The organism is Burkholderia sp. AU4i, from assembly GCF_000466765.1.
GTDB classification, from domain to species: Bacteria; Pseudomonadota; Gammaproteobacteria; order Burkholderiales; family Burkholderiaceae; genus Burkholderia; species Burkholderia cepacia.
Map to the genome: position 1 here is coordinate 24,519 of NZ_ASSI01000046.1, position 23,609 is coordinate 48,127.

21 protein-coding genes are annotated in these 23,609 nt (G+C 61.2%); 18 read left to right on the plus strand and 3 right to left on the minus strand.

The window, feature by feature from the left end; translation table 11 throughout:
• Positions 1 to 27 precede the first annotated feature (27 nt).
• From L810_RS10395 to L810_RS10450, 12 genes are all read left to right on the plus strand, one after another.
• The gene (locus L810_RS10395) at positions 28 to 858 is read left to right on the plus strand and encodes a nitrilase family protein (protein ID WP_012431160.1); all 831 of its coding nucleotides are present in this window, start codon (positions 28 to 30) and stop codon (positions 856 to 858) included.
• Positions 859 to 926: 68 nt separating this feature from the next.
• A complete protein-coding gene (locus tag L810_RS10400; RefSeq protein WP_012431161.1) occupies positions 927 to 2,090 on the plus strand; it encodes a substrate-binding protein in 1,164 nt (387 codons plus the stop codon).
• 83 nt (positions 2,091 to 2,173) lie between these two features.
• Positions 2,174 to 3,007 (plus strand): branched-chain amino acid ABC transporter permease, encoded by an 834-nt coding sequence (locus L810_RS10405; RefSeq protein WP_175932827.1) that lies wholly within the window; start codon positions 2,174 to 2,176, stop codon positions 3,005 to 3,007.
• Positions 3,000 to 4,814 (plus strand): ABC transporter permease subunit, encoded by a 1,815-nt coding sequence (locus tag L810_RS10410; protein WP_012431163.1) that lies wholly within the window; start codon positions 3,000 to 3,002, stop codon positions 4,812 to 4,814. Before L810_RS10405 ends, L810_RS10410 begins: the two co-directional genes overlap by 8 nt.
• On the plus strand, positions 4,811 to 5,512 hold the full coding sequence (locus L810_RS10415; RefSeq protein ID WP_012431164.1) for an ABC transporter ATP-binding protein: 702 nt from the start codon (positions 4,811 to 4,813) through the stop codon (positions 5,510 to 5,512). Before L810_RS10410 ends, L810_RS10415 begins: the two co-directional genes overlap by 4 nt.
• 37 nt (positions 5,513 to 5,549) lie before the next feature.
• Positions 5,550 to 6,236, plus strand: coding sequence for an urease subunit beta (locus tag L810_RS10420; RefSeq protein ID WP_012431165.1), 687 nt, complete (start codon positions 5,550 to 5,552; stop codon positions 6,234 to 6,236).
• A 2-nt stretch (positions 6,237 to 6,238) separates the two neighbouring features.
• Positions 6,239 to 7,954, plus strand: a complete 1,716-nt coding sequence (gene ureC / locus L810_RS10425; protein WP_012431166.1) for an urease subunit alpha — start codon at positions 6,239 to 6,241, stop codon at positions 7,952 to 7,954.
• Between the two features lie 9 nt (positions 7,955 to 7,963).
• Complete coding sequence (gene ureG, locus L810_RS10430) at positions 7,964 to 8,578, plus strand: urease accessory protein UreG (protein ID WP_012431167.1); 615 nt, start codon at positions 7,964 to 7,966, stop codon at positions 8,576 to 8,578.
• 17 nt (positions 8,579 to 8,595) lie between these two features.
• On the plus strand, positions 8,596 to 9,390 hold the full coding sequence (locus tag L810_RS10435; protein WP_223274410.1) for an urease accessory protein UreD: 795 nt from the start codon (positions 8,596 to 8,598) through the stop codon (positions 9,388 to 9,390).
• 17 nt (positions 9,391 to 9,407) lie between these two features.
• Positions 9,408 to 9,920, plus strand: coding sequence for an urease accessory protein UreE (locus L810_RS10440; protein ID WP_226291999.1), 513 nt, complete (start codon positions 9,408 to 9,410; stop codon positions 9,918 to 9,920).
• Positions 9,898 to 10,632: an urease accessory protein UreF gene (locus tag L810_RS10445; protein ID WP_223274406.1), complete on the plus strand. Its 735-nt coding sequence runs from the start codon at positions 9,898 to 9,900 to the stop codon at positions 10,630 to 10,632. The genes L810_RS10440 and L810_RS10445 overlap by 23 nt, the downstream gene beginning before the upstream one ends.
• Positions 10,633 to 10,652: 20 nt before the next feature.
• A complete protein-coding gene (locus tag L810_RS10450) occupies positions 10,653 to 12,218 on the plus strand; it encodes an ABC transporter substrate-binding protein (protein WP_012431171.1) in 1,566 nt (521 codons plus the stop codon).
• Positions 12,219 to 12,734: 516 nt separating this feature from the next.
• Here L810_RS10450 and L810_RS10455 read toward each other — a convergent pair.
• On the minus strand, positions 12,735 to 13,766 hold the full coding sequence (locus tag L810_RS10455; RefSeq protein ID WP_012431172.1) for a LacI family DNA-binding transcriptional regulator: 1,032 nt from the start codon (positions 13,764 to 13,766) through the stop codon (positions 12,735 to 12,737).
• Positions 13,767 to 14,489: 723 nt separating this feature from the next.
• On the opposite strand from L810_RS10455, the gene L810_RS10460 reads away from it, so the two are divergent.
• Together L810_RS10460 and L810_RS10465 are read left to right on the plus strand one after the other, a co-directional pair.
• Positions 14,490 to 15,167, plus strand: coding sequence for a DUF1028 domain-containing protein (locus L810_RS10460; protein ID WP_012431173.1), 678 nt, complete (start codon positions 14,490 to 14,492; stop codon positions 15,165 to 15,167).
• A 145-nt stretch (positions 15,168 to 15,312) separates the two neighbouring features.
• Complete coding sequence (locus L810_RS10465) at positions 15,313 to 16,455, plus strand: branched-chain amino acid ABC transporter substrate-binding protein (RefSeq protein WP_039350192.1); 1,143 nt, start codon at positions 15,313 to 15,315, stop codon at positions 16,453 to 16,455.
• Between the two features lie 437 nt (positions 16,456 to 16,892).
• Here L810_RS10465 and L810_RS43920 read toward each other — a convergent pair whose 3' ends face one another.
• Positions 16,893 to 17,858 carry a hypothetical protein gene (locus L810_RS43920; protein ID WP_012431175.1) on the minus strand — a complete coding sequence of 322 codons (966 nt, stop codon included), beginning with the start codon at positions 17,856 to 17,858 and terminating at the stop codon, positions 16,893 to 16,895.
• A gap of 971 nt (positions 17,859 to 18,829) precedes the next feature.
• On the opposite strand from L810_RS43920, the gene L810_RS10475 reads away from it, so the two are divergent.
• Both L810_RS10475 and L810_RS10480 read left to right on the plus strand, forming a co-directional pair.
• Complete coding sequence (locus L810_RS10475) at positions 18,830 to 19,378, plus strand: DUF5943 domain-containing protein (protein ID WP_042974000.1); 549 nt, start codon at positions 18,830 to 18,832, stop codon at positions 19,376 to 19,378.
• 48 nt (positions 19,379 to 19,426) lie between these two features.
• Complete coding sequence (locus tag L810_RS10480; RefSeq protein WP_012431177.1) at positions 19,427 to 20,425, plus strand: dipeptidase; 999 nt, start codon at positions 19,427 to 19,429, stop codon at positions 20,423 to 20,425.
• A 16-nt stretch (positions 20,426 to 20,441) separates the two neighbouring features.
• On the opposite strand, the gene L810_RS10485 is transcribed toward L810_RS10480, so the two are convergent.
• Positions 20,442 to 21,101 (minus strand): TetR/AcrR family transcriptional regulator, encoded by a 660-nt coding sequence (locus L810_RS10485; RefSeq protein WP_012431178.1) that lies wholly within the window; start codon positions 21,099 to 21,101, stop codon positions 20,442 to 20,444.
• A 133-nt stretch (positions 21,102 to 21,234) separates the two neighbouring features.
• Here L810_RS10485 and L810_RS10490 point away from each other — a divergent pair, with 133 nt between their 5' ends.
• The gene (locus L810_RS10490) at positions 21,235 to 22,521 is read left to right on the plus strand and encodes an MFS transporter (RefSeq protein WP_012431179.1); all 1,287 of its coding nucleotides are present in this window, start codon (positions 21,235 to 21,237) and stop codon (positions 22,519 to 22,521) included.
• A 273-nt stretch (positions 22,522 to 22,794) separates the two neighbouring features.
• Positions 22,795 to 23,481, plus strand: a complete 687-nt coding sequence (locus L810_RS10495) for a hypothetical protein (RefSeq protein ID WP_012431180.1) — start codon at positions 22,795 to 22,797, stop codon at positions 23,479 to 23,481.
• Positions 23,482 to 23,609: the final 128 nt, after the last annotated feature.

A 23,609-nucleotide genomic window follows, 5' to 3' on the forward strand; every position in this document is an offset into this window, starting at 1 on the left:
AGCTTTTTGCTTTTTTCAAGGAAAAACGTGCAGATCGCTTGCGTGCAAATGGCGCCCCGGATCGGCGAAAAGGATCTCAACGTACGACGCGCCATCGACTTCGTGACACGAGCGGCGGACCTGGGCGCCGAGCTCGTTGTCTTGCCGGAACTGGCGAACACCGGTTACGTGTTCGACTCGCGCGCCGAAGCGGAAAGCCTGGCCGAGCCCGTGCCGGACGGCTCGACCACTGCGGCCTGGAGCGAGGTCGCGTCTGCGCTTGGCGTCTACATCGTCGCCGGCATCGCCGAAAAGGCGGATGGCGCGCTGTACAACAGCGCCGTGCTCCTCGGACCCGACGGCTATCTCGGCAGCTATCGAAAGACGCATCTGTGGGGCGACGAGAAGAAGCTGTTCGCCAGCGGCGATCGGCCCTCGCCGATCTACGACACGCCGCTGGGCCGGATCGCGATCGCGATCTGCTACGACCTCTGGTTTCCCGAACTGTTTCGCCTCTATGCGCTGGGCGGCGCGCAGATCGTATGCGTCCCGACCAACTGGGTACCGATGCCGAACCAGTCGGCCGATCGTCCGGCCATGGCGAATACGCTCGCGATGGCCGCCGCGCATACGAACGGCCTGGTAGTCGCCTGTGCGGATCGCGTCGGCGTCGAACGCGGACAGCCTTTCGAGGGGCAAAGCCTCGTCGTGGACCAGAGTGGCTGGCCCGTGGGCGACGTAGCGAGCCGCTCGCTCGAGGAAATCGTTAGCGCCTCCATCACGCTCGACGCACGCACGAGCGTCGGCACGCACAACGACGTGCTGGCGGATCGGCGCGCGGATATCTACGGCCGCATCCCGGCATTCGACGGGCACTGAGCGCAGGCGTCGACAGGGTTCTTTGAAAGGCAACCGGTGAGCAAAAAACAAACTCCAGGAGAAATACTATGCATGACGTAAAGAAAACAGTCGGTTTCGTCGCCGGCATGGCGCTGTGCCTGAGCGTGCCCGTCGCATACGCAGCCAACGACATCGTGGTCGGCGTAGCAGTGGGGCTGAGTGGTGCGAACAGCGTGGTTGCGCCTTCGGTGGTGCAGGCGGCCGATCTGGCCGTGGATCAGATCAATGCCGCCGGCGGCGTGCTCGGTCGCAAGCTGCGGCTCGAGATCGTGGATGACAGCTCGAGCGCCGCCGGCGCGCAGAAAGCCTATGACGTGCTGGTATTCCAGAAAAAGGTCGACGCGATCGTCAGCATGGAGACCAGCGCGGCCCGCAACGCGGCGCTGCCCATCGTCACGCGCGGCAGGATACCGTTTATCTACACCTCGTTCTACGAGGGACGCTCGTGCAACAAGTACATGTATATCAATGCATGGGTGCCCGAGCAGCAGGTTGCGCCGATGGTCGATTACTTCACCAGGCAAAAGGATGCCAAGACCTTCTTTCTGATCGGCAGCGACTATGCTTTCGGGCGCGGCATGCTGGCGTTCACGCGCAAGTACATCGAGAAAACCGGCGGCAAGGTCGTCGGTGAGGAATACAACCCGATCGACGCGACCGACTGGACCGCCATCGTCAGCAAGATTCGCGCGGTCCACCCCGACGCGTTGATGATCTCGACGGCTGGCGGCGTGCCGAACGTCACCCTGACCAAGCAGTTGCGCACCGGCGGCATCAAGGCTCTGTACGGCAATCTCAGCATCGACGAGGGCACGGCCAGGAGCATGGGCGCGGATGCGGTCGGCACCTATGTGGCCGGCTCGTATTACACCAGCCTGCAGACACCCGCCAATCAGAAATTCATGGCCGCAATGAAGGCCAGGTTCGGCGACAAGCTGGAAACGCCGAACGACCTCTCGGTGCCGGAATACGATGCGGTGCTCGCATACGCCGAGGCCGTCGCCAAGGCCGGTTCGACCGCGACCGACAAGGTGATTCCGGCGCTCGCGTCGGTCACGGTGGATGGGCCGCGCGGCGCCATCACCATGGACAAGGAGCGTCACGCGGCACTTTCCATGTACCTGGGGCAGGTAATGCCCGACGGCAGTGTCAAGGTCATCTCCGAGTTCAAGAACGAGGATCCGGGCGAGCAGTGCCCGAACCTCAAATGATGCCTGGATCGATCAGCGCACACGCCAAGCCCCGGCCGCAAGGCGGTCGCGGGGCGTCTTTCTCGTAAAAGGTCGCGTATATGATTGCGCTCGTTCTCGATGTCCTGACAACGGCATCGATTCTGTTCGTTGTAGCCAGCGGATTGCTGCTCGTGTTCGGCGTAATGAAGATCATCAATTTCGCGCACGGCGCGGTCATCACGCTGGGCGGCTACGCCGCGCTGGCATGTACCGGGTTGGGCATGAACCCCTGGCTGGGCTTGCCGCTGGGCGCGCTGGTCGGTGGCGTCGCGGGCGTCGTGGTCGAGTCTCTGGCCGTGCGACCGCTCTACGCACGGCCGCTGGATGCGATCCTCGCCACCTGGGGGCTCGGCATCGTCATCAGCCAGGTCGTGACCTTGTGCTTCGGCCGCGGTGTGCACTTTGCCCGTTCGCCCTTGACGGGGACGGTGAACGTGCTGGGAACGGAGTACTCGCTCTATCGGCTCAGCCTCGTACTGGTCGCTCTGGCACTCGGCGGCCTGCTGACGTTGCTGCTGCAGGGCACGCGCCTCGGTCTCGAGACACGCTCCGTGATCATGAACGAGGATCTGGCCCGCGGGCTCGGCATCAATAGCGGCCTGGTGCGGTTCGTGACCTTTTCGCTCGGCTCGGCGCTGGCCGGTATAGCGGGGATGGTGATCGCACCGCTGTCGAGCATCGATCCGAACATGGGTGTGCCCTGGCAGGTCAACGCGTTCATGCTGGTGATGGTGTCCGGCTATTCGCTGCTGACGCTGGCCGTTTCCTGTCTGGTCCTTGGAGCCGCGCAGGTGCTGATCAGCGTCTATATCGATCCCATACTCGGCGGATTGACCATCACGGTGCTGGCTGCCGTGATTCTGCGCATCCGTCCGGAAGGATTTGCCCGTGTCTGAGACTCTCGCGCAGGTTCGCCGCACCTTGCGGCCGGTGGCGATCATCGTGCTGGTGGGCGCGTTGCTCGTTGGATTCGGGCCCGTCGTGCTCGATTCCTATTCGGTCAACGTTCTGACCCGCTCCCTGCTGTATGCGGCGGTCGCCCTGACGGTCGATCTGCTGTGGGGGTATATGGGGATTCTGACCTTCGGGCAGTCCGCATTTTTCGCCATCGGCGCCTATACCTCGGGATTGATATTTACCCACATCGGTTTCAGCCCGTGGCTGGCGCTCGCGGCGCTTGTTCTGGGCGTGCTGGCGGCCATGGCGGTCGCCGCGCTGGTCGGCTGGCTGGCGTTCTGGCACGGTGCGACGAATCTCTATGCCTCGGTCATTACGCTGGTGCTTTGCATCGTCTGTACCCAGGTGATTTTTTCGGGTGGAAATTTCACCGGATCGAGCAGCGGCCTGACCGGTTTCGACAGCTTCGATCTGTCCATGCAGGCATGGTTCTGGATCGCCGGTGGCTTTCTGATCGTAGTGACGGCTGGCGCGTGGCTGCTGGTTCACAGCGACGCAGGACGGATCCTGATCGCCATTCGCGAAAACGAACAGCGTTGCGAATACCTCGGGCTGAACACTGCGCTGCTCAAGACCACCGCATTTCTTGGCTGCTCCGCCGTCGGTGCCGTTGCGGGCTATCTGTACGCCAATTATTCGATGCTGGTCTCGCCGGAACTGGCCGGTTTCGTATTCGGCACCGAGCTCGTGATCTGGACCGCGTTGGGCGGCAGGGCAACGCTGCTCGGTCCGATTTTCGGCACGATGCTGGTCGACTACGAAAGCGCGCAGCTCAGCGGTGATTTTCCTTATGTATGGAAACTTCTCATCGGCAGCATTTTCGTCATTGTCATCATCGCTTTTCCGCGCGGGCTGCTGCCCATCGTGCCAGCGGCGCTGCGCCGCTTGTTCGGGCGCGTGCGCCCCACGCAGGCGGCGCGTCGTGCGTTCGTGCCCGAGCTGGCGCTCGCCAGCGGGACGGCGCATCGGCAGGATGCCGGGGACGGCGTGCCGCCTGCGCTCCAGGTCGTCGACGTGCACAAGAATTTCGGTAGCCTCGCGGTATTGAGCGGCATAGACTTCGCCGCTCGTGCCGGAGAAATCGTCAGTCTGGTCGGGCCTAACGGCGCCGGCAAGACCACGCTCATGCGCTGCATCGCGGACGGCATGGAGCGCAGCTCAGGCGATGTCGTGGTCAACGGCCGCAGCATCGGCAAGTCGCCGCCAGCGCGCTGCGTCGCCATGGGCGTCGGGCGCAAATTCCAGATGGCCAACGTGTTCGACACCCTGACGGTGGCCGAATGCCTCGGCATCGCCCGGTTCGTCCATGATCGCCCCTCGCTGTGGCGGCGTAGAACGGCGCTGCAATTGCCCGAGGCCGCGTTTCACGTGGTCCAGGCCACCGGGTTGGCCGAGCGGCTGGGCGAGGAAGCTCGCCTGCTGTCCCACGGCCTGAAGCAGGCACTCGAGCTGGCCATGGTATTGGCGCTCGAACCACGCGTGGTCCTGCTGGACGAACCGACGGCGGGGCTCACCAAGACCGAACGCACGCAGATTGGCCGCATACTCGTGGACATCGTGCGCGAACAGGGTATCTGCGTCCTGCTGGTTGAACACGATCTGAACTTCGTTCGGGAAATCAGTTCGCGCGTCATCGTCCTGCATCAGGGAAAAATCCTGCTCGACGGATCGGTCGACGAAGTCGTCTCGTCCGAATTGGTGAGCAGCGTCTATACCGGCGGCGAGAATCTGGAGCATGCGGCATGAATCCCTTACTCCACGCAGTGAACCTGACCAGCGGCTACGGCGAATCGATGGTGGTCCGCAATCTGGCGCTTGACGTCGCCCCGGGAGAGATTGTGGCGGTGCTGGGCAAGAACGGCATGGGCAAGACCACGCTGCTGCGCACCGTGATGGGATTTCTGGGGAAAAAAACCGGTTCGGTGGCGCTTGACGGCAAGGACATCACCGTCATGCCGCCCCATCGGATCGCGCGCCTCGGCATCGGCTACGTCGCACAGGAAAAAGCCTTGTTCCAGGACCTGACGGTGCGGGAGAACCTCCGGTTGGCGACGCGCAATCGGCCACTGGCGGAGGTGATCGAAACGGCCGCGGCGGCATTTCCGTTTCTGGCGCAGCGACTCGGTCAGCGTGCCGGCACGCTCAGTGGCGGCGAGCAGAAGATGCTGCTGATGGCGCGCGCCCTGGCGACCCGCGCCAGGCTTGTGCTGGTCGACGAGATCACGGAGGGGTTGCAGCCGGCCATGGTGCAACGCATAGGCGAAGTCATCCGTCTGCAGCGCGAGCGATACGGCACCAGCTTTCTGCTGATCGAACAGCATCTCGGCTTCGCGCTGAAACTCGCTGATCGATATGTGGTCGTGCAAGGCGGCGAGATCGTGCTGTGCGGCAACAGGGGCGAGGCCGACACGAACGGCCGGATTGCCCAGTATCTCGGCGTCTAGGATTCGACGTCTCCATCGGTGTGAACGGAGTCAATGCATGCGCCTGTTTCCGCGTGAAGTCGATCGTCTGTTGCTGCATCAGGCAGCGCAACTGGCCAGATCGCGCCGCAGCAGAGGATTATTGCTGACCGAACCGGAGGCCCGCGCCCTGATCGCGGATACGGTGTGCGAGGGCGCACGCGTAGGCGGGACGGTGGCCGATATGGTGGCGCTCGCCTCCACGCTGTTGACTGACGATGACGTGATGCCCGGGGTTACCGAGCGTGTGGAGGTAGTCATGGTCGAAGCGTTTTTCCCCGACGGGCAGAAATTGGTCTGCGTGCATGATCCCATCGGCCCGGGTAGCCAGGGGGAGCCGCAGGCACCGCCGCCGCGCTGGCGCCTGGAGCGGACACCCGTCGTCGTCAATCGGCATCGCCCTACCTTGCGCCTGCGCGTCGCAAGCTCGGCAGACCGGCCGATCCAGGTCGGCTCGCACTACCATTTTTTCGAAGTTAATCCGGCGCTCGCGTTTGACCGGCACGCCGCATACGGCTACCGCCTCGACATCCCGGCGGCCACGACGCTGCGTTTCGAGCCCGGTGATACACGTGACGTCGACCTGGTGGCCATCGGAGGCGCGCGAGCGGTGTACGGCCTGGCGGGACTCGTCAACGGCGCATTGGACGATCCCGCCGTGCGGCAAGTGGCGATGTCGAGGCTCGCGGCATTTTTGGAGGAGTAGGCATGGCCTGCAGCATCGAACGCTCACGATACGTGCAGCTTTACGGTCCGACCACGGGCGATTGCGTCCGCCTGGGCGACACCGGCCTGTGGGCGCGGGTCGAACGCGACTTCTGCGCGGGCGGCGACGAACTCGTGTTCGGCGCCGGCAAGACGCTGCGCGCCGGTACCGGCTGCGACGGCGAACGGACCGCGGCCGACGGGGTGCTGGATCTCGTCGTCACCAATGCACTCGTCATCGATGCGGTCGCCGGGATCGTCAAGGGCGATATCGGCATCAAGGACGGTCGTATCGTCGGCATCGGCAAGGCAGGCGATCCGAACATCATGGACGGAGTGACGCCCGGCCTGCGCGTGGGCGTGAACACTGACATCCGCGCGGCCGAGGGCCTGATCGTGACGGCGGGTGGCATCGACTGTCACGTGCACTTCATCGATCCCGGCCAGGTGGACGAGGCGCTGTGCGGCGGCATCACCACGTTGATGGGTGGCGGCCTCGGCCCTACCACCGTGCCGATCGCCTCGACCGGCACGCGCAATCTCGGCCTGATGCTGCAGGCCGCCGAAGCGTTCCCGCTCAACTTCGGGTTCATTGCAAAAGCAGCGTCGCATGCCATCGAACCGCTCGTCGAACAGTTGTCGTGCGGTGCCGCCGGCCTCAAGATCCACGAAGACTGGGGCGCCACGCCGGCCGCGATCGACGCTGCGCTCAAAGCCGCCGAGATCGGTGGTGGCCAGATCCAGTTGCATACGGACACGCTGAACGAATCGGGCTTCGTCGAGCACACGCTGAAAGCCATCGGCGATCGTTGCATCCACGCCTATCACGTCGAGGGCGCGGGCGGTGGCCACGCGCCCGACATCATCCGCATCTGCGGCAGGGCCAACGTGCTGCCTTCGTCCACCAATCCCACCAATCCGTTCACGATCAATACGTTCGACGAGCACTTCGACATGGCGATGACGAGCCATCATCTGAACCCGCGCTTGCCGGAAGACGTGGCCTTCGCCGAGAGCCGGATCCGGCGCGAAACGATCGGTGCGGAAGACGTGTTGCATGACCTCGGCGCGATCAGTGCGATCGGCTCGGACAGTCAGGGCATGGGGCGCATCGGAGAGACCGTCGCGCGCTGCTGGCAACTGGCCGAGCATATGCGCGTGCTGCGCGGCAGCCTGGCGGAGGACCGCGGGTCCGGCGCCGACAATTTTCGCATCCTGCGCTATATCGCCAAGTACACGATCAACCCGGCGCGCATGTTCGGCATCGACGGCGAAGTGGGCTCGGTCGAGGCTGGCAAGCTGGCGGATCTGGTGTTCTGGCGTCCCGACAGTTTCGGGGCAAAGCCGGAGCTGGTGATGAAGGCTGGCTTTCCGGTGTGGGCGCCGCTCGGCGAAGCCAATGCTTCGCTGATGACCTGTGAGCCATTGCGCTACCGACCCATGTGGGGCTGCTTCGGCCGCGCGCCGCAGGCGCTTGGCGTTCGCTTCGTGGCGCCACCGTCGATCGCCGCCGATGTGGGGCGCCGCCTGGACCTGAAGGCCAAGCTGGTGCCGGTCGCGGACACACGCGGGCTGACCAAGCGGGACATGATCCGCAACGACATGGTCGCACCGATCAACGTCGATCCGGAAACCTTCCGCGTCAGCGTCGACGGACAGATCATTGATAGCGCGCCCACCGAGCGCGTGGCACTCGGCATGTCGTACATGCTCAAGTAGGAGAACACCATGACTGCAGTACGTTTGGGGATCGGTGGTCCGGTAGGTAGCGGCAAGACGCGCCTGGTCGAGCGCCTGTTGCCGGTTTTCGCCGAGGAGGGCATTTCGGTGGCCGTCATCACCAACGACCTGGTCACGCGCGAAGACGCCGAACGCGTGAAGCGCTCGGGATTGATCGATCCCGAGCGGGTGCTGGGCGTCGAAAGCGGGGCTTGCCCGCATACGGCGATTCGAGAAGATCCGTCGGTGAACCTTGAGGCGGTCGAGTGGCTGGAGCGTCGTTTCCAGCCCGCCGTAATCGTCATCGAAAGCGGCGGAGACAATCTTGCCGCGACGTTTTCGAGCGAACTGGTGGACTGGTGGGCCTTTGTGATCGACGTAGCCGGCGGCGACGATATTCCGCGCAAGCGGGGCCTGGGCGTGCTGCGCGCCGATCTGCTCGTCGTCAACAAGGTCGATCTCGCACCGTATGTCGACGCCGAACTGGACCGCATCCGCGCCGACGTAGCCAGAGCCCGTCCCGACCGGCCCTCGTTGTTTACCGATTTGCGGCGCGGCGGCGGCGTGCGTGCCGTGTTCGACGAAATCGCCCGGGCCGCGTTGTTCGGATGTATCCGCGGATGACGGATGGCTGTTTGTCGATGCGCTTCGTCCGCGACAGGACAGGGCACACCCGGCTCGCAGAGCGGCGGCAGTGCTATCCGCTGACCACGACGGCGGTGCTGCCGTTGGATCACGGACCCGGCGCGCTGATTTACGTGCAGAACGCGGCCGGTTCGGTGTTCGGCGGCGATCACCTGAACCTGGAGATGCATCTGGAAGAGGGCGCCGCGCTATGCATGTCCACGCCTTCTGCGACACGGCTGCAGGGCGATGCCTTGTCGGTGCAGCACATGCAGGTGTCGGTCGGCCGCGATGCGTTCTTCGAGTCGATTCCGGACATGCTGATTTCTCACCCGGGCGCGGTTCATCGGCAGCAGACGCAGATCGATCTGGCCGACGGCGCTGGCGCGATCGTCGCGGAATCGCTTGCCCCCGGTCGGGTCGCGCGCGGCGAACGCCACGTCTACGGATCGATTTCCCTGCGGTTGCAGGCCAGTTTCGGCGGCACGGTCGTATTGCGCGACGGGTCCACGTTTCGACCGGAGGAAGCGGATCCGGCTCTTGAGGGAAGCCTTGGCAGGGAGGGCTACATGGGCAGTCTGTTTGCCCTGGCACAAACGGGGCGAGCGGAAGACCTGGCGGAGTGCATCGATGCCGCATTGGCGAAGCTACCGGGTGTTTACGGCGGCGCGTCCGTGCTGGCGTCCCGGCATGGCGCGGTGGCGCGGTTTCTGGCCGGCGAAGCGACGCTTTTGCGCCAGGCCACGCACTTGGCCTGGGACGCCGCGAGGCGATGCATGCGCGGGCTACCCGCGCCGATACTCAGAAAATAAGGATGCTTATGTTGCTCGTGAACCAGATACTCGGCCGCGCCGATGCGCCGCGATTCTCGCACCGGCAGCACGTCGCCGTCAGCATTTCCGCCCACGATGCAGGGCGGCGCCGGATGCGTCTGCATGCCGAGGACGGCACCGAGCTCGGTATTGACCTGCCGCGGCAGAACTGGCTTTTCCACGGTGCCGTGCTGTATGACGACGGCGCGCGCATCGTCGTCGTAGCGCGCCCTGCCGAGCCGGTCATGGTGATCGCGCTGCTCGATTTGACGCCGGAAGCGGCGTTTCGTATCGGGCATGCGTTGGGCAACCGTCACAGCCCGTCGGAACTGCGCGGCAACGAAATCGTCGTGCCGGTGACCGATACCCCGGAACTCGCGTCGCGGCCGGTGCTTGCGCTCGGACTACCCGATCTGGCGATCCGATTCGAGCACAGGCGGTTCGCCGCCGATGGGCCACCGATCTGTACGGGGGCGACACACGAGCATCCGCAGCACCACGTCGGCCATGCACATCGGCACCATGGCTGATACCGAGGCGGTCGATCCGGTGCGTGCGGGCGCGCTGCTGGCGTTGATGCAACTCGCCGACGCCGCGCTACCGATCGGGCGCCACGCGCATGCAATGGGACTTGAGGCGCTGCTGCGCGCCGGGCGCGTTACGGGCGCACCGGCACTGCGCCAGATGGTCGTCGCGGCGCTCATGCATGGCGCCGCACGTGGCGACGGCGCCGCAACCGCCATGGCGCACGACGCGGTGCGCGCCGGCGATCTGCAGGCGCTCGCGGCGACCGACGCACGGCTTGATCTGCTGAAACTGACGCAGCCGGCACAAGCCGCCTCGCGCCGTTGCGGCAGCCGGCTCGCCGCACTCGCGCCGTCGCTCGGCACCGACGCGGTACTGCTGCAATATGCCGCCGAGGTCTCCGCCCGGCGCACGCCCGGCCATCTGGCAGTCGTCTCGGGAGCACTATCGGCCGCGGTGGGCATCGGCCGGGACGAGGCCGTGCTGATCGAGATGCGCGGAGTGGCGACCATGATCCTGTCGGCTGCGGTGCGGCTCGACATCGTGCCGGCAGCGGCGGCGCAAGGGTTGTTGAGCGGGCTCGCGCCGGACGTCATCGCCGCGACAGAGATTGCGCTGAACACGCGGCCCGACGACATGGAATGCAGCGCGGCTGCAGGACTTGAGATCGCGGCGATGCACCACGCCCGCGGCGACGGCCGCCTGTTTGCCACTTGACGACGATTCGAGGAGACCAAATGAAGCATGACCGGATACTGCGGGTGGCGCTGGACTGGGCCGTGGACGGCATCGACCCGCCGCGCTCGTTCGGCGGGTGGAATACCGGGCGCGTAGTACAGCAGACTCATGAAAGCCTGGTCGAGGACGACTTCGATACGGAGCCCAGCCCGCCCGATGCGCCCACGCGCGTCGTGCCGCGTCTGGCCGAGCATGTCGAAGTGTCGCGTGAGGCGCGTCGTTTCGTGTTTCGCTTGCGCGACGGCGTGCGCTTTCACGACGGCGCGCCGCTCGATGCCGACGCCGTGGTGCTCAATTACGAGCGGATGGTGCGTCCCGACTCGCCGTATTATTCGCCCGTGGTGGCCGACTTCAATCGTGCCGGGGCTGCGGCGATCGAATGCGTGCGCGCACTCGACGCGAGGACGGTTGAGTTTCTGCTGTGCGAGCCGTTCCCGGAATTCCTGCGCTATATGACGCAGGAGGACGCGCCAGGGGCTCAGTCGCTGATCAGCCCGGCGGCGCTGCGCCGGTGGGGCGCCGACGGCTGCACCGATCGAGCACCCGGTACCGGGGCGTTCCGCTTCGAGCGCCGTTTCGAGACGGCAGGCGGATCCGCGGTGGCGCTGTCGCGCAACGACGCGTATTGGGGTGGGGCGCCTGCGCTTGCGGGCGTCCACTTCCTGCCGTTTCCCGACCTCGGCGACCGTGTCCGCGCGCTCGTCGAGGGCCGCGTGGATTTCGCCTACAGCCTGGAGGGCGCGGATCTCGAGGATCTGGCCGCGCGCGGGTTCAGCGTGCCGGCGTTTGCGCCGCCCTATCTGTGGTATCTGGTATTCAATCTGCGCGATCCGCATCTGTCCGACGTGCGGGTGCGGCGCGCCATCGCCTGCGCGATCGATCGCACGGCCCTGTGCGGAACGCTTTTTCCGGGCGCCGCGCTGCCTGCCAGCAGTGCGATTCCGCCGGGGGCGCCGGCGCATGTGGCGGACTTGCCGGATCGCTATGCGTACGATCCGCAGCGTGCCCGCGCGCTGCTGGCCGAAGCAGGCGTCGTGGATACGCTGTCCTTACGGGTGGTCGCGGCGCGCGCCGGCTCGGCGCAACTCGATCCTGGATCGATCTACGCATGCGTGGCCCGGGATCTGGCCAGGATCGGCATTCGTCTGGAGGTGACGCTCCATGAAGATTGGGTGGCCTACTGCAATCAGTGGCGTGAAGGTGCGCCCGACGGCATTGCTTTCAGCGAAATGAGCTGGGGGATGTCCTGCGACCTGTGGCTGGAGCAGGTGCTACATGGTGCGAACCTGTCGCCGTGCGGCTTTAATGCAGGCTACAACCGCGATGGCGTGCTCGATGCGCTGCTTGACCGCGCACGCACGACCGTCTCGACGGACGAACGGATCGCACTGTATCGGGCCGCCGATGCGCGCGTAATGGACACATTGCCGATCTTGCCGTTGTTTACTTCGCGACGCGGCATGGTCGCCTGGGCTCCTGCGGTGGAGGGAATGAAGCTGGTCAATCAATGCTGGCAGGATTTTCGGCGCGTCGCGCTGAAGTCGGGTAGACCGGGTACGGACTAAGGCAAGGCGATCCGACGTAGGCGTTGTGCCTGATAGCCCGATGCCCGAACCATTTCATCGTGCACGGTGATTACTGACATGCGCACCACATACTGCCTTATGCGTTAGCGCCTTCGACGTGATCAATCACACGCCCTGATGCTCACAGTATTGGCAGGCCCGCATGGAAATGCGCCCCAAAGCCACCGCGGGCCATTCAGGCGCGATATCGAACGGGTCGTGAGCGCGGTGGATCGGGCGCTGGTTGCTGCAGCGCCTGATAAATTGTCCCGCTACGTCACGGTTCAACTCAAGTAACCCGGATACAGGCCGTCTTCTCGCAATTGTCGCGTACGGCGATGCCAGGCGACCTTAAAGCGGCGCTTACCCTTCTGGCCGGTTGGTAGCGCCGGACAGGGACGAAACCAGGTAGCAGGCCGCCCGGTGCGCCTGAACGACGACCTGCGCTCCGGTGAGGCGCTCGGCTCAGGCTTCGAAGGTGGCTGTCGCGAAGCGTTCCGGTTGCGCTTGCGCGAATCAGAAGGAAGCCCCGCTGATCAGTCTGTAGCCTACATCGCGAATTACGGGTGCCGGTGCGGCGCCGACCAGCCTTCCAACGAGCATTTCTGCTGCCGCCACACCCATTTCATAACCTGGAGTTGCCACGGTCGTGAGCTTGGGCGTTATTTCCGAGGCAATCTGATAGTTCCCATATCCAGCGATGCCGATTCGACCAGGTACCCTCCAGCCTCGGCGCATGCATTCAAAGATCATCCCCGCGGCAAGTATGTCGGTGCCACAAAAGACACCATCCAGCTCGGGTTCCTCTCTGAGGAGGGCATTCAGGGTGATCCGGCCGCCGGCAAATCCTTCGGACTGTTCGGTATATGCGTGCACATCGTGACGCAGGTTCGCACGCCTGAGTGCGTCCTCGAAGCCACGTTGCCGCTCGAGGAATCGCTCTGTCGAAGCGGGGGTGAACCCGGCGAAGCCAATCCTGCGGTAGCCCGCTTCGATCATGAGATTTGTCATGTCGAAGGCCGCATCGTATAGGGAAAAGCCGACACCCATGTCAATGAACGGCCCCTTGAGACTCCATGTCTCGACCGTCGGCAGGCGCGCGTTCCTGAGCAGGTCGACAGTGTCACGGGAATGTTGCACGTCAGTCAGCACTACACCGTCGATGCGCCTCTCGATAAAGGTGCGAATGGAGTCAAGCTCTCGGTCGGCCGTCGGCGTGACCGCCAACATCAGCTGATGGTCGAGTTGATGCAGTCGATCTTCCAGACCTTGAATCATTCCGATGAAGTTGGAATTCTCCAGAGAAGGTACAAGTACACCGACCACCTGACTGCGTCCTGACGCGAGATTGCCTGCAATCCGGTTACGCGTGTAGCCCAGTTTTGCTGCGGCTTCAAGGACCCTGGCGAGCGTTTGCGGATGTACCTTGTCGGGCACCCGATAGCAGTTGGACACGGTCATGGGCGCGACACCGGCCAACGTTGCGACGTCCTGCATTGTCGCCTTTTTTTTGGCACCGCTGCGTGATGAATTGATTTTGTGGTCCACGCTCCAACCTCCTGACGAGCGGCGATACGGAAGAAGCTATCGCCGCGGGATTGCTGCGATGATTGCCTGACAAGGTTGGCCGCATGTGCCGCGTGAGCCCGGCACGATTCTCATAAACTGCGGCACCGGAGTTACTGCGCGGATGCACAGAACATGCGCTACCCTCATTCGCCGCGACATATCGGTAGCAACCGAAACATTCAGGCATGAGCCCACCGTGCCTTCCAAAGTTGCAGTGATCGAACCCACGGGAAGAAGGCTAGCGAAGCGATGGACGCCGGTCCACCGTGATGCTGCCACCTAAACCAGGCCCCGCATTTTAGCGCAACAATTGCAAGGGCCACACGCGGCGAAATGGGGTTCGATTTAAACAGGGTGCAACGCTTTAAGGGCGTAACTCCGCGGACTCCCCCGCCATTCCGGCTCACGGATAAAAAAGTGTAGCGCTACAATTTTTTCTGCTATACGCTCCGTTTCAGAGTCAAGGTTGCGCATCGGCACCAGATTGTAGCGCTACAATCGCCGATGTGAATTATCAGGAGAATGCCTTCCTGACCAGGAGCCTCGCGGTCAGGGGCGTGGTAACGACACGCCGGGCGCAACACGGCGGTCGTGAAAGCGTGCGTTTGAGCTGCGGCGGATGCCCCGAGGTTCGTGGGTGAGGCGGCGGGGATATTACACAGACGTACGGCAGTTACTTTCCCATTAATTAAGGAATACGAAATGACATTCTCAATCGCTGCAAAGGACAAGAAAACCGGCATGTTCGGCATCGCGATCGCAACCTCGGCGATTGCTGTCGGGAATCGTTGCCCCTGGGTAAAGGCAGGCGTCGGCGCCGTGACGACGCAGCATCGCACCGACACCCGTCAGGGCCCTGTCGGCCTCGAGCTCCTCAGCCAGGGACTGAGTGCGCCGGAAGTTGTCCGGGTGCTGTCACAGGCAAACGACGATCCTGGCGAACGCCAGTTCGCGGCTGTGGACAAGGAAGGGCGAGTTGCATTTTTCTGCGGACCCGCGATTCCCAACATCGCCACGGGTACCGTCGGCGACGCCTGCGTAGCCACCGGAAACTTCCTGGCCAATCACAACATCACCGATAGCATGATTGCCGAGTATGAGCGCGCCCCCGAACTGGAGTTCGGCGATCGGCTCATGAAAGCGCTCGACGCTGGTGTGAAGGCCGGCGGTGAAACCAAGCCGGTCATGTCGGCGGCGCTTCTGATTGCTGATCAGCAGAGTTGGCCGCTCGTCGATCTGCGCATCGACTTCCAGGAAAACCCCGAAGTCGCTCTGCGTGCCCTTTGGGACTTTTACAAGCCGCACCAGCAACGGTTCATCGATCAGGTCCTGCGTCCCTCGAGTCTGCAGTTGCTTACCGATTCCCCGATGAACGTTTGAGACCACTTGAGCGCCAGAAAAGGTGGACGGAACCCATCGTCCGGTTCCGTCAGGCCTGTGGTCTGAAAGCACTTTCTTTACCTTATCTACCGCCAGAGGAGTAGTCGCAATGCAAACGAAGCAAAGACTGACATCGACACAAAGGATGTTTAGCGCTACCGCCGCCGCATATTTCTTTTTGGCAGCCTCGGCTGCAGCCTTTCAGAGTGCTGCCATGGCGGCAGATGAGGTGACGGTCACGGTCGGCGTAGCGGCGCCACTGAGCGGAAATAACGCGGCCTACGGCAAGGATTTGTTAAACGGCGTGCAACTGGCCGTGGACAGTGCCAACGGAAAGAAGCTGACGATCGGTGGCAAATCCGCTCACTTCGTCGTCCTGGCGCAGGACGACCAGGCTGATCCCAAGACCGCTGTCGAAGTCGCGCAGCTGCTCGCGGACAAGAAGGTCGCGGTGGTGATTGGCCACGAAAATTCAGGAACGACGCTTCCGGCTTCCCGCATCTATGCCAACGCCGGAATTCCGATGATTACCCCATCCGCGACGAATCCGACCATTACCTCGCAGGGTTTCAGCAATGTTTTTAGCACCATCGCGACAGATGCCCAGAACGCCGGCAATGCTGGTAAATATGCGGTTGAAGTGACCAAGGCAAAGCGCATCGCAGTCTTGGACGACCGCACGGCGTTCGGTCAGGGTGAGGCAGATGAATTCGTGAAGGCTGTGAAGGCTGCCAATGGGAATGTCGTCGATCGCGAATTCACGACTGACAAGGCGGTTGAATTCAGCGCTCAACTCACACATATCAAGAGCACCAATGCCGATCTCGTATTTGTGGCGACGCTGAATCCGCAGGCGGCGATGATCGTCAAACGCATGAAGCAATTGGGAATCGCTGCCCAGTTTGTCGGCGGAGGTGGGGTCATGGAACCGACATTCCTTTCTCTGGCAGGGGGTTCCGCAGAGGGGGCCATGGCATGGGAGTATGGCGAACCGATCGCATCGCTTCCCGGTGGCGCGGCGTTCCAGTCGAACTACGAGAAGACTTTCCATACGCCGATGCTGACGTATGCTCCATTTGCCTACGACGCCACATGGGCAGCAATTCACGCCATGCAGGCGGCAAACTCGCCAGACCCGACTCAATACCTGGCAAAACTGCATTCGCAAGCGGTCGACGGCATTACCGGTCCGATTGCGTTTAGCGACACCGGCGCGTTGAAGGATCCGTCGAGTACGCTCTACGAAGTAAAGAACGGAAAGTGGACGCCAATCACCACCAAACATTGATCGGTGGGTGAATGTCGACCGGGCTGCCGTTTCCGGCAGCGACGTTCTGGGCTGAGCAAACGCGGCCTGCGACGGGCGCCAGCGGAATCCCTCGTCTACTGGCGCTTGTCGCGTGACGCCTGCTCAAGCACGACGCTTTGTCCGGTCGGGATCAGCCGATCGTGGCGACGCACAAAGTCACACTGAAGTGAAACGCAGCAGAGCCGGTGAGGCATGGGTCAGAAGGGGGCGCTTGTCGCTGCCAGAATGCGGACCGTATCCCTGATACTCATTCGGCAGATGGAGCGAGTGCAATCCCGATCACGTTTCACGCGTATCTATTCAGAACTACGCCGAAAATCATGTGCATCACACGCGACGGCGTCCTTGAGTTTTGCCGGGAAGATGCCTTCCTGTTCCTTTATTTTCAATGCGTCACGTTGCGCTTTGCCGACTAGTTAGGTCAAGTTTGCGAGGGCGTCCATACCAGCCGTAACTCTCAGTGAACAGGCAGCGCCTGCCGCAATCAATACGGCGTCGATGATATCTCGATCGGTCCATCCCTGGCCACGTAACCTCGCGAAGTCGTCGGCAACACTTCGCGCCTTCGATGTGCCCACGGCAACGGCAAATTGAAGCAGGGCATCGTCGCGTTCGGTGCGACTTTGTTGAGTGCCGTTGACGTCATCCGGATATTTTCTGGAGCCGAGGACCGCCTGCCTGATATCAAGTCTTAACTGGGTCGAGATGCCAGAGTTCTGACGCAGCAATTGTGCGGTCACTGCGTTCAACCATGCCATCGTAGCGTCAAGGGGACTGGTGATGCCCGGCCAGTCACTGGGCAGGCCGTCCAGTCTCTGGGTTGGATGGCTACCTGTGGCATTGATCAATGATTCAACGTCTTTGCGAACTTGTAGATAGCCAAATTGCGCAAGACTTTTTCCTGCGATAACGTGCATCGCGTCCGGCGATATGGCGCCAAGTCCGTCAATGACCCGGTTCATAAATGCGGTGAAGGCCGTCACCCGAACGACGTCTTCGCGAGCCGAAGCGGGATGGTTCGATAGCACAGGAGCAGTCAAGGACATGGAGTCGCGCTCAAGTGCGTGAAGAGACGATGCAAAAGCAAGCCGCTCACGCGTTTCGGCGGGAAGATCTGCAGCGCCGATACGATCCCTCGGAACGCTGAATACGGACTCCGGTATGCCCAGTCCGATTGCACAGTGTCGATGAGAGAATGCGCAAAAATGGCAGCCGTCGAGTCCCGACGTGTAGGAATAAATCAGTTCGCGCTCCCCCGGGGACAGAGAGGACGGCCCTCTCATCAGGTGCTGAAAGCAGTCAATGATCGGCAGGGCGAGATCGGGAATTTTCAGGAAAATCTGACGGAGATTTAATTGATCGCCCAACTTCATGTCGTTCATTCCTTCTCCATGGATATGTTGATCGAGATGAGTGCGCAAGGCCAAAACTCATACGACAGCAGAGGGCATTGTTGAACGACAGTCGGTCGCGGCTTCAGCCGTTCATCTGCCGTGAAGCATGGACGCGATCGCAGTGCCCTGCCGGAGCCTTGTCGATGAGAGGCAACAGATGTCGCGAACTCATCACTTTATAGCCGTCCGGTTTTCAGTCGGGTTGCAGGAATAGGGACCACGATCTAGGCAAAGCGACTTTTGCGGTAGCTATTTGCACGAGACAGGCGATTTCATCTGCTGCCGCAGGAGGGTGAGTACTGACCAGCGTACTGTTGCCGGGGGGGCGGGTTGGGCGATGGAAGTGGACGGGTGTCCCTGAAATTTGCGGGATCCTTTGTGGTCGCATATTGATATCGATGCCGCGGTGCGGTTCCGATTCCTGTTTGGGGCGGAAATGGCCTTTTCATGCTCCCGTATCTTCATGGGAGCGCCGGGATTCGTTGATTACACGGCGTATCGGTCGATTTGTCAGGCCGCTTACCGGTTGCATGCCTCGAGCAACAACGCGTTGCGCCGGTCGGGCACCCATGTTCCGTCGTCGTGCGGCTTGCTCCTTTGCCGCTAGCGAAGGGAACAACCTCAAAACGCAGGGGCAGTTCCGCACGGTCAGCCAGTCCCTCCATGCGGACGACGAGGTTTGAATCAGATTTCTCCCGATCTTCTGTCCGGCGCTGCCCCGGCTGGCGTGACCCTGCGTAGTTCAGGCCGCTCTGCCGAGCCAACCCGGTGCAACGCTGCGTGCGCGAGAGCGAGCCGGTCCGTGTCGGCTGGCGCACCGCGGTGCCAGTGCCTGGCAAGCTACAGAGAATGTTGCCGGGCAATGGCCGATCACCTGGCCCGTACATAGGGATCTTCCCAGTACCGTCGCGGAATTTAGCAATTTACATTACACGCATATTGTAAATGAGGGGTCGCGAATGACTAAACTTCCCGTGCCGGTGGATATAGATAACGAATCGGGAGCCTGGATGTCGGAGGGGCAACCGATGATTCCGATCCCCAGGCGTTTCTGGGTGTTTGTTCAGAAACAGGCCGAGGAGCAGTTTGGCCTCGTCGCGACGGCCGAGCTCTTCAACCACGCAACCCGGAAGGGCACGCGCGTCTGGTGCGAGCAGGAAGAGCTTCGGTCAGGGGCATGTCGGGAAGAAGTGCTGAAACGATATTTCGACAGGGTTTCGGCCCGGGGTATGGGGCGATTCGCCATCAAGTCCATCGACGTCGATACGGGCCACCTTGCCGTTGAACTTCACAATTCGATCTACGTTGCCGAGTACGGCAACGTAGGAAGGTGTGTTTGCTATCCGTTTGCCTCCGCAGTGGCGGGTGCGGTGGAGTATCTGGCGGGCGGGTCTACCCTTTCGGGTGCGCAGATATCGGGCCAGGAAGTATGCTGCGAAGCGAATGGACATAGCCATTGTTTATTCGAAGCAGGGCCAGGAAAAAATTTGGAACATTCAATCGGCTAACTGCCGCTCGTGTCCAGCTTGTCTCCATTTTTAACTTAGGAGTACGATGTGTCTAACTTGGATAAGGGGTCTAAAATTGTTCGGGAAAGTATCGTTTGCGACATGACTTTCCCATTTTTTGCTCCAGGAGACCCCGTCAGGCGACTTGCGCTCCCGGGACTTCTCCGCAATGCAGGCCTTACCTACGTATCCTTCACGGTAGTGGATGACGAACCTGATGTTGCGAAGGCGTTCACGGCTCTCGCTGAATGCAGGCGATTCTTCCAGAATCAGGCCGACGTGTGCGTGCTGGTCGAAACTGCGGAAGATATTGTCCTCGCCAAACGCGCGGGAAAATTGGGAGTCGGCTTTCATTTCCAAGGTACGTTGCCAATAGGTCGCAACCTGGATCTTATCGAAGCCTATTACAAACTGGGCATTCGTCACATGCTGCTGGCATATAACCAGAAAAACTTCGTTGCGGACGGCTGTCACGAGATGGGTCAAGGTGGCCTGAGCCGTTTTGGTCGAATGGTTATCGACGAAATGAATCGGGTTGGCATGTTCGTCGACGTCGCGCATACGGGTTACCAGGCAAGCATGGAAGCGATCGAACATTCGAATCGTCCCGTGATATGCAGTCACGGAAATATCTGGGAATTGCACAATCATCCGCGTTGCTATCGCGACGATCAGATCAGGGCGATCGCACGGAGCGGTGGCGTCTTCGGCCTTACCGGGATGAGCATTTTCACGGGCGATGATGAGGCAAGTGCTGCCGGCTTCGCAAGGCAGATTGATTATGTTGTCCAGCTTGCGGGAATCGAGTCCGTTGGTTTCGGTCTGGACTATGTGTTCGACCTGCCTGCGATTACGGCGTTGGCAGCGAAGAACGCCACGCATTGGCCGAAGGATGGAGGTTATACACGGCAGGATATCAAACAGCTCGAGCCTACGTCATTGAATGACGTCGCTGATGAACTGCTGACGATGGGCTACTCTGATTCGGACCTACGTCTGGTGTTCGGAGGAAACTGGTTGCGACTGATGCGGACCGTATGGAAATAAATGTGTTTTGCCCGGGCTATGCGCCCTCGTCAGTATGACCGGTGGCAACTCGGCTAATTGACTCCGCAAGGGCGTTCAGCTGGTCGAGATTTTTGTCGGATGCGTCACCGAACCAGGCGAGGAAGGCTATACCACGCAGACTTGAGAAAACCAACCTCGCGAAGCCGGTTGGGTCAGGGATGCAGGCCTCCAGTTCGGGGAAGGAGAGCAGGAAGCGAGTGGTCATTTCCTTGTCCCACTCGAGCCGCACTTCATTTAGCCTCACGCGCAACGCTTCCGACGCATGCACCCCGAAGTGAAGATGCCACGAAGCGAGGTAACGCTCCGTTCCGTAGATTGACTGCCAGGCCCGCTCGACAAAAGCGTAAGCCCGTTGTCTGACAGGCAGAGTAACGCTGGGCCAAATGTCACCGTCTGGCTTCGACTCTTCGAAGATGAGGTCAATGATTCGGGTGATGAGAATATCCTTTGACCCGTAGTGATGCTGAAGTGCACCGGCTGATACTCCCGCCTCCCGTGCAATCTCCGTCATTGTGGCCTTCTGGAGACCATGTGCCTGGATGACGCGAAGTGCAGCATCCAGGATTTTCCGTTGCGTCTCCTCGCTGCGCGAGGCGTGAGAGCGACGAACGTGCGCAAGTGACGGTCGACTATTTTGCTGCTCGCGGGTAGACATTTACAGTGATACCTGAAGAGGACGGTGCCTGAGTGATTTTATCAGGCATCGCGATGCTACAACGCCTTCTTACCAACAGCCCTTGATGGACGAGGGCGAACAAGGCAGTTGAATACTCTGAATGAGGACAGTCATGGCAGTTGTCGAGGCTAATCGCATATCACCGAAGAACAGTACAACCCGCGCGGTCCTGGCAACTGTCATCGGTAACGCACTTGAATGGTACGACTTCATCATCTACGGCTTCTTCGCGCTGGCGATCTCATCGCACTTCTTCGGAGGCAGTCCTGATGAGACGTTGCTTGCGACCTACGCGACGTTTGCCCTGTCGTTTATCGTTCGCCCGATCGGTGGAATCTTGCTTGGGATGCTCGGTGACCGCGTGGGCCGGCGCTTCACCATGCTGTTGATCATGGCGTCGATGACCATGTCCATGCTCTTGATGGTAGCGACACCGACGTATAAAGCAATAGGCTTTGTAGCTACGCTAGTCGTCATCGTCGCGCGACTGCTTCAATCAGTTTCTGCGGGAGGGGAATTCTCGAGCGCCGCGACATATCTCCTGGAATCTGTCCCGGCTGAGAGACGGGGTTTTTTCAGCGGCCTGTACAGTGCTGGCACCCAGATCGCGACAATCCTTGCAGCACTGTCGGGGCTGTTTATCTCCTACGTCCTGTCGGACGCATCGCGAGACTCCTGGGGGTGGCGTATTCCTTTCGCAGTCGGATTATTGATCGCCCCGGTTGGGCTCTATATCCGACGCCATCTTCCGGAGACGGAGGCCTTTTCGAAATCACAAGCCTCCCGGGTCAAAGGCGGCTTCAAGACGCTGTTTGAGCGGCCGGGGACATTGGTGTTGGCGCTCCTTCTCGCGGGGGCGATCAACTCGGGTGCATATATCCTGCTGGCCTACGCACCGACTTATGTTGTGAAGGTACTGGATCTACCGATGTATGTCTCCTTTTCAGCCCTTCTCGTGAGTGGTGGCATAGGGGCAATTGCGACACCGCTGTTTGGTGCACTTGCTGACCGGGTCGGGGCATACCGGCAATTGCTCGTTGCACTCTTCATCATGGTTGTTACGGTCGCTCCTCTCTATTCCTGGATGAACACCGAACCGACAATGACGAAGCTCTTACTATGTTCCGGCTTCTTCTCCATCATCTATGCTGCGAGTGTTGCAGTCGTTCCGAACGTGATGGCCTACCTGTTTCCCGCCGAATTACGGGCCGCCGGAATGGCACTTACATACAATGTAAGTGCCGCAATCTTCGGCGGGGCCTCCCTGTATTTTGTGACTCTCCTTATCGGAGTTTTCCGTACACCGCTTGTTCCGGCCTTCTATGTGCTAACGGTTTTCGCTTCAACATTCCTTGCAGTGCTTATTGGCCACAGTCGCATTGGCCGGTTCCGCGCGTAAGCCGAGGCGGTACTAAGAACCCTTAAAAAAATGAAGGAAGGGGCTGTTTGGGTCTACCCACCTGGACAGGAAGAAATCTGCGCAAAATACCCGCTCCCGCCTGTTGACTCGTACCAGCCCGTAAGTTTTCATCGTCGCGCCTGATCCGCTGCCCGTTGCCCAAACACCGGATTGACAAAGCGTTCGGCAGGGACTTCAAACCAATGATTTGATGAACTTTCGATTCGCCCGTTATCATTCTTCGTTCGAACGCACTCGGAATAAAAGAAGAACATGGGCAAGAACAAATACATCCGCTTCAAATGGCAGGTGGCACGAATCTGGTCCGTGCATCGCTGCAAGGTGCAGTTCAGTATCGCGCTCAGTTTTGTGATCGGAACGGCTCTTTGGGGCTTCGTCATCGGCGCCCCTTATCAGGGCGCAGCATTTGCGTGGGTTGCGCCCGCAATGACCCTGGGCAGTGTCCTCATATTCGGGAGCTTCGGCGCGTTCGTTGTCTCCGCATGGAGTGTTTTTCATTTTGGCCAACACGCGATGAGCATACAGTGTCGGGTCCATGGAGGAGGACGGCTTTCGATCCACTGGAGCCCGGGGCCGACCTGGTCATGCTCCGGGAGATCGCGGCCGCCGCGGATTCCGTATCGAGCGCTCTTTGAAGAGACCTCGACGTGGATCGCAGTGGCGCGTGACTACGGATTTTGCGAGATCGAACTTAACTCGCCGCTTTGCCTCAAGCAGCCCAAGAACGGCCCGATCATATTGCGCCCGGAATGGACACAGATTATGAATGCAATGGCTGTGCGCGTCGACGCAGTAGGTTTGCAATTCGTCGCTGTCGCGCCGATGGGGGCGTTCAACAGCTGGTTTTATGGATTTTGGTGGCCGGGCGTGCAGCGCCCCGAGTTCCCGGGGAAGCCAGGGCACCTGGCGACGGGCGGGTACACCCTCCTCGTCAATTGACAAGGGCGACGGGCTGACCAGGAAGAGGCAAGCGGTTAGGCGGGGACCTAGTCCTCCGTCGTCCCAAGAGGGCGGCGGGCTGGCCGCCGGTGGTGCGAGTAAATCGAAGTCCAACTGCTTGAGTGGAG